Source organism: Marivita sp. (assembly GCF_020055635.1).
Classification (GTDB): Bacteria; Pseudomonadota; Alphaproteobacteria; order Rhodobacterales; family Rhodobacteraceae; genus Marivita.
On the sequence record NZ_JAIPUT010000109.1, the window covers coordinates 1 to 6,536 of the forward strand.

Annotated in this window: 7 protein-coding genes; all 7 read left to right on the forward strand. The window is 62.8% G+C overall.

The window, feature by feature from the left end; genetic code table 11:
* Positions 1 to 582: Tm-1-like ATP-binding domain-containing protein (locus LCF60_RS22855; RefSeq protein WP_292294844.1), on the forward strand; the 582-nt coding region annotated here is incomplete at its 5' end.
* Entirely contained in the window at positions 579 to 1,406 is an 828-nt protein-coding gene (locus tag LCF60_RS22860) for a phosphoenolpyruvate hydrolase family protein (protein WP_292294845.1), read from the forward strand. The genes LCF60_RS22855 and LCF60_RS22860, both read left to right, overlap by 4 nt.
* Positions 1,407 to 1,429: 23 nt before the next feature.
* Positions 1,430 to 4,330 (forward strand): flotillin family protein, encoded by a 2,901-nt coding sequence (locus LCF60_RS22865; protein WP_292294846.1) that lies wholly within the window; start codon positions 1,430 to 1,432, stop codon positions 4,328 to 4,330.
* Complete coding sequence (locus tag LCF60_RS22870) at positions 4,330 to 4,767, forward strand: SRPBCC family protein (RefSeq protein ID WP_292294847.1); 438 nt, start codon at positions 4,330 to 4,332, stop codon at positions 4,765 to 4,767. The genes LCF60_RS22865 and LCF60_RS22870 overlap by 1 nt, the downstream gene beginning before the upstream one ends.
* Before the next feature lie 2 nt (positions 4,768 to 4,769).
* Positions 4,770 to 5,216, forward strand: a complete 447-nt coding sequence (locus LCF60_RS22875; protein ID WP_292294848.1) for an SRPBCC family protein — start codon at positions 4,770 to 4,772, stop codon at positions 5,214 to 5,216.
* Entirely contained in the window at positions 5,213 to 6,013 is an 801-nt protein-coding gene (locus tag LCF60_RS22880; protein WP_292294849.1) for an FAD binding domain-containing protein, read from the forward strand. Before LCF60_RS22875 ends, LCF60_RS22880 begins: the two co-directional genes overlap by 4 nt.
* On the forward strand, positions 6,013 to 6,489 hold the full coding sequence (locus tag LCF60_RS22885; protein ID WP_292294850.1) for a (2Fe-2S)-binding protein: 477 nt from the start codon (positions 6,013 to 6,015) through the stop codon (positions 6,487 to 6,489). Before LCF60_RS22880 ends, LCF60_RS22885 begins: the two co-directional genes overlap by 1 nt.
* Positions 6,490 to 6,536: the final 47 nt, after the last annotated feature.

A 6,536-nucleotide genomic window follows, 5' to 3' on the forward strand; every position in this document is an offset into this window, starting at 1 on the left:
GGGCAGTCGATGGAAAAGCTGATCGACAGCGGCAAGATCAAGGGCGTGATCGACCTTACCACCACCGAGGTCTGCGACATGCTGTTCGGCGGCGTGTTCCCGGCGACCGAAGATCGTTTTGGCGCGATCATACGACGGCGTATGCCCTACATCGGCTCGGTCGGTGCGCTCGACATGGTGAACTTCGGCGCGCCCAAAACGGTGCCCGAGCGCTATCAGGGCCGCACTTTCTATGAACATAACCCGCAAGTGACGCTGATGCGCACCACTGCTGAAGAGAACACGGAAATGGGACGCTGGATCGGCGCGCGGCTGAACGAGATGGAGGCCCCAGTGCGGTTCTTCCTGCCCGAAGGCGGCGTGTCGATGCTGGATGCGCCCGGCCAGCCCTTTCACGACGATGCCGCACGCCACGCGCTGTTCACGGCACTTGAGGACACGGTGCGCCAGACCTCTACGCGCCAACTGATCCGGCTGCCGCAGAACATCAACGACCCGGAATTCGCCGCCCGCATCATCGTCACCTTCCGCGAGATGCACGGCGGCGCAGGACCAACCCAACGCAAAGAGGCCCGCCGATGATCGAACGAGACGCCATCCTCTCGAAATTCCGCGACATGGTTGCGCGCGGAGAGCCCATCGTCGGCGGCGGTGCTGGCACGGGGCTGTCGGCAAAATGCGAAGAAGCGGGCGGGATCGATCTGATCGTGATCTACAACTCGGGTCGCTACCGCATGGCCGGTCGCGGCAGCCTTGCCGGGCTGATGCCCTACGGCGACGCCAATGCTATTGTGGTTGACATGGCCGCAGAGGTGCTGCCGGTGGTCAAACACACGCCGGTTCTGGCAGGGGTCTGTGCCACCGACCCGTTCCGGCTGATGGACAAATTTCTGGATCAGCTCATAGCCATCGGCTTTGCCGGGGTTCAGAATTTTCCGACCGTCGGCCTGATCGACGGCACCTTTCGCGCCAACCTCGAAGAGACGGGGATGGGCTATGACCTTGAGGTCGACATGATCGCCAAGGCCCACGCCAAGGATATGCTCACCACGCCCTATGTCTTTGACGAAGACAGCGCCAAGGCAATGGCCAAGGCCGGTGCCGACATCATCGTGTGCCATCTGGGCCTGACGACCGGCGGCTCCATCGGAGCGGAAACGGCGCTGACGTTGCAGGATTGCCCGGCGATGGTCGATGCCTGGGCGGAGGCGGCGCTGAGCGTCAACAAGGATGCGCTCATCCTGGTGCATGGCGGTCCTGTCGCGATGCCCGAGGATGCCGAACATGTGCTCAAGAACACAACCAACTGTCACGGGTTCTATGGCGCTTCTTCGATGGAACGCCTGCCGACCGAAGTGGCGCTGACGGAACAAACACGCGCTTTCAAGGCCATCAAGGGTCGCTGAGACGCATCGGGGAGGGATAGCCAATGACTGGCGAAATAATCGGACAGCTGATCCTGTGGCTCATCGTGGTGGTGGTGGTCATCGCGATCATTTACTGGGTGATGCAGTGGCTCTACCGGCGCTCGACCAAGGAAATCGCCTTTGTTCGCACCGGTTTTCTAGGCGAAAAAGTGGTGATTGACGGCGGCGCCTTTGTCTGGCCGATCATCCACGACATCACACCGGTCAACATGAATACGCTGCCTCTGGCAGTGGAGCGCACCCGAGAAGCGGCGCTTATCACCAAAGACCGGATGCGCGTCGATGTGGAGGCAGAGTTCTACGTCCGCGTCCGCGCCGATCGCAAATCGGTGGCCATGGCAGCCTCGACCCTCGGTCGCCGTACACTTGAGGCGCAGAATCTGCACGGACTGCTGGCGGGCAAGTTCGAAAGCGCAATGCGCGCCGTGGCCGCCGAGATGGTGATGGGTGAAATGCACGAGAACCGGGGTGCCTATGTCGCCCGGATCAAGGAGTTAGCGCAGGACGATCTCGAGAAAAACGGGCTCGAGCTCGAATCCGTCGCGATCATCGATATCGACCAGACGGCGCTTGAATTCTTCAACCCTTCGAACCGCTTTGACGCCGAAGGTCTGACCGTGCTGATCAAGGATATCGAGGACCGCCGCAAGCTGCGCAACGATATCGAGCAGGATTCGATGATTCTGATCCGCACCCGCAACCTTGCCGCCGAAAAGCAGGTGCTGGAAATCGAGCGCGAAAGCGAAGAGGCGCGGCTGGAGCAGGAACGCGATGTCGAAACCCGCCGGGCCAAACAGCGCGCCGAACTGTCCCGCGAACGCGCCGAGCGTGAGACAGAGGCGGAATCCGCCCAGATCTCGGCACAGGAAGCCATCGCCAAGGCGCGTATTTCCAATGATCGCTCTGTGGCCGAGGCGCGCATCGCGTCCGAACGGGACGTCCGTGCGCGCGAGATCACTCGGCAGAAAGAGATTGAGGCCGAAGAAATTGCCGCTTTGCAAGAGACCGAGACCAAGCGCATCCTGCAAGAACGTGCGGTGCGTGAAGCGCGCATTCAAAACGAGCAGGAAACCCAATCGCGCGAGATAGAGCGTCAGCGTACCATCGATGCCGCTGAAATTGCCGCGCGCGAGGCGACAGAACGCGCCCGGATCGATCAGGAAAAAACACTCAGCGAGGCGCGCATCGCCAAGGAACGCGATACGCAGGCGCTGGAAATCGACCGCCAGAAATCCATCCGTGACGCCGAAATTGTCGCCAACGAAGCCAATGAAAAGCGCCGCATGGCGCAGGATCTGCTGCTCGCTCAAACCCGGATCAAGGGCGAAGAAGACATCCGCCAGCGCGAGATCGCGCGACAGAAAACGCTCGAAGAGGCCGAAATCGGGGCGAAAGAGGCGGTAGAGCGTATGCGCATCCTCCAGGACGCGCAGATCAGCGAGGCCCGCATAGGAGAAGATCAGCGCATCCGAGAATTGGAGATCGCGCGCAAGCAGGCGGTGGAGGCCGCCGAGATTGCCGCCGAAGAAGCCGTCGCGGCCGCGCGTATCGCCCGTGAAAAGCAGATTGCCGCCACGCGGATCGAGGCGGACGAGGCGACGTCTTCTCGAGAGATCGCCCGCAATCAGGCGGTAGATGAGGCCCGCGTTGCCGCCGATGAAGCGGTCGAACAGGCCCGCATTGCGCAAAAACGCGCGCTGGATGCGGAACGCATCGCCGCCGACCAAGAGGTCCGCGCCAAGGAAATCGAGCGGGACCGTACGCTCGAGGATGCCGAGATCGCGCGCCGCGAAGCGAACGAGAAGGCGCGCGTCGCCTCGGAGCTGGCGCTGGAGCAGGAGCGCATCGCCAGCCAGAAAACCCGCGAGGTCATCGACATCGAACGCCGCCGGGCGGTCGAGCATGCCGAGGAACAGCGCGTGGTCGAACTGGCCGAATCCAAGCAGCAGCGTGCAGAGGCTGAGGCAACGGTCAAATCCGCCCAGATCGCCGCTCAGCGTGCCATCGAAACCGCGGAGGTCGAACGCGAACGCGCAGTCGAAGCGGCCCGAGTCGAACGCCGCCGGTCGCTGGAGCAGCTGGAAATAGCCCGCGTACAGACCCTGCGCGAAGCCGAGATTGCCAGCCAGGAAGAGATCGAGCGCGCACGCGTCGCCTCTGAACGCGGGCTGGACGAGATTCGCATCGACCACGAAACCGTGCGTCGCCAGTTGGAGGTGAACCGCGAGAAAAGCGTCGAGACCGCGCAGATGGAAAAGGCCATCGCGCTCTATCAGAAATCGCTTGAGGAAAGCGCGGCGCGGGCCGAGGCAGATGCCGCCCGCGCCAACGCCGCCCAGGCCGAAGAACGCGTCAAGACCGTGCGCGAGACTGAAGTCGCCAACCGGCGCAAGTCTGTCGATGTGACAATGGCCGAAAAAGCCGCGGAAGAGGCGAAACTCACCGCAGAGGCCGACAAGATCCGCGCCGCAGTGGAAGCGGAAGCACAGCGCCTGATCAACGAGGCAGAGAATGTTCTGACCGATCCGGCGCGCGCCTCGCTTTTCCGGCGCAAGCTGCTGGAGCATGTGGAGGGGATCGTCACTGCCTCGGTCAAGCCGCTGGAAAAGATCCAGGACATCCGCATCATGCAACTCAACGGAGTCACTGGCGGTACGGGCGGCGGCGGAGGAAGTCCTACCGACGAGGTCATCAATTCTGCTCTGCGCTACCGCGTGCAGGCGCCCCTGATCGACAGCCTGCTCGAAGATATCGGAATCGAGGGGGGCGGCATTGCAAAGCAGGGCGGGCTGATCCGCGAAGCCTCCGATATGCAACGTGTCGCGGATTCGCTGCGCAAAGGGGCTGGGGGCAAAGGTGACGGCGACGCTCCTGAAGCGTCCGACGACAAGGGCAAATCCTGATGCCGCGGGTCTATGTCTCATCGGTGATTGACGCGCCTGCCGACAAGGTCTGGGGCCGCATACGTGACTTCAATGCCTTGCCACGCTGGCACCCGCGCATCCGCGACAGCCGCATCGAGAATGGCGAACCCTCTGACCGCGTCGGCTGCGTACGCGACTTTTATCTGCAAAACGGCGACCGGATCCGCGAAAAGCTGCTCGGGCTCAGCGATTACGATTTCTTTTGCACCTATGCGATTCTCGAAAGCCCGATGCCGCTGACCGAGTATGTGGCCACGCTTCGGCTCACGCCGATCACCGATGGCGACCGCACCTTTGCCGAATGGACGGCCGAGTTCGACTGCTCAGATGCGGATGCGGAGGTTCTCATGAACGGGATCGGCGAGGATGTCTTTCAGGCCGGCTTTGCTGCCCTGCAACGGTCAATGGGCAGCTGAGCATGGTTAAGGTGGTAAAGAGCACGATCCTGGACGCGCCCGTCGAGACGGTCTGGGACGTGCTGCGCGACTTCAACGGCCACGACGAATGGCATCCTGCGGTGGCTGACAGTTTGGTCGACCGGGGATATCCCTCCGACAAGGTCGGCTGCGTGCGCCGGTTCCACCTCGTCGACGGGTCCGAGTTGCGTGAACTGCTTCTGACGCTGTCGGACGCGGACATGGCCTTCAGCTACTGCCTGTTGGAAACACCAGTGCCGCTGTTGAATTACGTCGCCCATGTGCGGCTCGCGCCGGTGACGGACGGCGATCGCACGTTCTGGCATTGGGAATGCAGCTTCGACACGCCCAAGGGCCGCGAGAAGGAGCTGCAAACCATGGTGAGCGAAAACATCTATCAAAGCGGGTTCGACGCGATCCGCGCACATATTGGACGTGAGGATTCATGACTGCGGTCGAAACCTATACCACACTGGCCGATGCGGCGCGTGCCATGAGCAGAGATGCTACCTATTTGGGTGGCGGCACTCTGGTTATGCGGGAGGTGAACGAAGGTGTCGGCACACAGCGTCTCGTGCGCGTGACCGATCCGGCGCTGCGAGAGATCAGGGGCTCGGGCGACACGGTGCGTTTGGGAGCGGGCGTCACGATGGCGGACGTTCTGAACCACCGCGATTTGGCGTTTCTGCATCCCGTTGCGCGTCTGATTGGTGGGCCGCAAGTGCGCAACATGGCGACCGTGGCAGGCAATCTTTTTGCCGCGCACCCCTACGGCGATTTTGCCACGGCACTTTTGGCGCTGGGCGCACGCGTAGTGCCTGCTGTCCAAGGCAGCGCCCGCGATATCGAAGAGCTTCTGCGCGACCGTGACCGCGCTGGGCTGATCGCAGCTGTCGAGGTGCCGAGGCTCCGTGATGCGCGGGCCTTCGGGTTTCGTAAGGTCAGCCGGGTTAAACCCAAGGGCGTCTCGGTCCTGTCCATCGCCGTGCACCTGCCACGCGAAAGCGGACGTATCCGCGGTGCACGCGTCGCCTTTGGTGCGATGGGTCCGACGCCCTTGCGCGCGACCGGCGCCGAACGTGCGCTGGAAGGGCAGATGCTGGATACAACCGTATTTGACCGCGCGGCGGCGGCTGCAACCGAAGGGCTGGCCCCGCCGACCGACGAGATCGCGACCGAATGGTACAGGCGGGAGGTGGCGGGCGTGCACCTAAGGCGACTTCTGAGCGAGATGGAGAGAGGCTAATGCCGAAGACACCGGTCAATTTCACCCTGAACGGCAGCCCGCGTTCCGCCTTTGCCGGACCGGGCCAGAACCTGCTGGATTTCCTGCGCCGCGAGGTCGGGGACCTCACACCGAAGTTCGGCTGCGGTCAGGGCACCTGCGGCGCTTGCACCGTCACGATTGATGGGCAGACGCAACTGTCCTGCCTTGTGCTGGCGGAAACCGTCGAGGGGCGCGACATCCGCTCGGCGGCTGGGCTGGCGAACGGACCAACGCTGGACCTGCTACAGGTTGCTTTCATGGATCATTTCGCGGCCCATTGCGGCTATTGCACACCCGGCATGCTGGTCTCGGCCCGCGCTTTGCTGGACCGCAACCCGCGCCCCAGCCGCGACGAGGTGATTGAGGCGATCTCGGGCAATCTATGTCGCTGCACCGGTTACGAGCCGATCATCACCGCCATTCTCGCGGTCGCCGAAGGGAGGGCGCGTGCATGACGGACATGACTTCGAATGGCCCGATGGTGGAGTTCCGCAAGGATCTC

Excerpts from the sequence above, each read along its gene's own strand:
- LCF60_RS22880 (WP_292294849.1), top strand. The coding sequence starts at position 5,213 with ATGACTGCGGTCGAAACCTATACCACACTGGCCGATGCGGCGCGTGCC.
- LCF60_RS22875 (WP_292294848.1), top strand. The coding sequence starts at position 4,770 with ATGGTTAAGGTGGTAAAGAGCACGATCCTGGACGCGCCCGTCGAGACG.
- LCF60_RS22865 (WP_292294846.1), top strand. The coding sequence starts at position 1,430 with ATGACTGGCGAAATAATCGGACAGCTGATCCTGTGGCTCATCGTGGTG.
- LCF60_RS22870 (WP_292294847.1), top strand. The coding sequence starts at position 4,330 with ATGCCGCGGGTCTATGTCTCATCGGTGATTGACGCGCCTGCCGACAAG.
- LCF60_RS22860 (WP_292294845.1), top strand. The coding sequence starts at position 579 with ATGATCGAACGAGACGCCATCCTCTCGAAATTCCGCGACATGGTTGCG.
- LCF60_RS22885 (WP_292294850.1), top strand. The coding sequence starts at position 6,013 with ATGCCGAAGACACCGGTCAATTTCACCCTGAACGGCAGCCCGCGTTCC.